This window comes from Mycobacterium sp. NPDC003449 (assembly GCF_053588415.1).
Genome location: NZ_JBSFPX010000385.1, coordinates 1 through 1,169, shown reverse-complemented (window position 1 = coordinate 1,169; position 1,169 = coordinate 1). Strand labels below are relative to the sequence as shown.

3 protein-coding genes are annotated in these 1,169 nt (G+C 66.0%); all 3 read right to left on the bottom strand.

The annotated features are described in order from the left end of the window. Positions 1–116: 116 nt before the first annotated feature. A complete protein-coding gene (gene rplO, locus ACWDTP_RS38555) occupies positions 117–560 on the bottom strand; it encodes a 50S ribosomal protein L15 (protein WP_450028463.1) in 444 nt (147 codons plus the stop codon). Beyond that, the gene (rpmD, locus tag ACWDTP_RS38550; protein WP_450028462.1) at positions 557–739 is read right to left on the bottom strand and encodes a 50S ribosomal protein L30; all 183 of its coding nucleotides are present in this window, start codon (positions 737–739) and stop codon (positions 557–559) included. Before rpmD ends, rplO begins: the two co-directional genes overlap by 4 nt. Positions 740–741: 2 nt before the next feature. Further along, positions 742–1,169: 30S ribosomal protein S5 (locus ACWDTP_RS38545; protein ID WP_450028461.1), on the bottom strand; the 428-nt coding region annotated here is incomplete at its 5' end.

Sequence of the window (1,169 nt, the reverse complement as noted above, 5' to 3'; positions counted from 1 at the left end):
GATCGGCCGCATCGCCGTCGACGAGGAGCGCCACGAGGAGTTCTTCGCCAACCTGGTCTCGCATGCCCACTTTCCGAAGAAAGTGGGCAGTTCTGTGTCTGCTCGCGCAGGGAAAATTACAGCTCGGTGGCCGAACCACCCGCGGCGGTGATCGCCTCACGGGCGCTGCCGCTGAACTTGTTGGCGGTGACATCGACCTTGACGGTCAGCTTGCCGTCGCCGAGCACCTTCACCAGGTTGTTCTTGCGAACCAGACCCTTGGCCACCAGCTCGTCGACACCGACGGTGCCGCCCTGCGGGAACGCCTTGGCGATGTCGCCGACGTTGACGACCTCGTAGGAGGTGCGGAAGCGGTTCTTGAAGCCCTTGAGCTTCGGCAGCCGCATATGGATCGGCATCTGGCCACCCTCGAACGTCGCCGGGACGTTCTTGCGGGCCTTCGTGCCCTTGGTACCACGACCTGCCGTCTTACCCTTGGAGCCCTCACCACGACCCACACGGGTCTTGGCGGTCTTCTCGCCGGGCGCGGGCTTCAGATCGTGAAGCTTGATAACGCTCATTTGACTTCCTCCACCTGAACCAGGTGATGTACGGCCTTGATGAGACCGCGCGTCTGTGCATTGTCCTCACGGACCACGGACTGGCGGATCTTACGCAGTCCGAGCGTCCGCAGGCTTTCGCGCTGCCTCCAGCGTGCGCCGATGGTTCCGCGCACCTGGGTGATCTTGAGTTCTGCCATGGTTATGCCGATCCCTCACGCGCTGCTGCGGCAGCCAGCGCCTCGCTCTCGCGCCGGGCCTTGAGCATGCCCGCGGGCGCGACGTCCTCGAGCGGCAGGCCGCGACGGGCCGCCACCTCCTCCGGCCGCTGCAGCATCTTCAGCGCGGCAACGGTGGCATGAACCACGTTGATCGCGTTGTCGCTGCCCAGCGACTTGGCCAGGATGTCGTGCACGCCGGCGCATTCCAGCACCGCGCGGGCCGCGCCTCCGGCGATCACACCGGTACCGGGGCTCGCCGGACGCAGCATCACCACACCGGCAGCGGCCTCGCCCTGAACCGGATGGACGATGGTGCCACCGATCAGCGGAACCCGGAAAAAGCCCTTGCGGGCCTCCTCGACGCCCTTGGCGATGGCGGCCGGAACTTCCTTGGCCTTGCCGTAGCCGA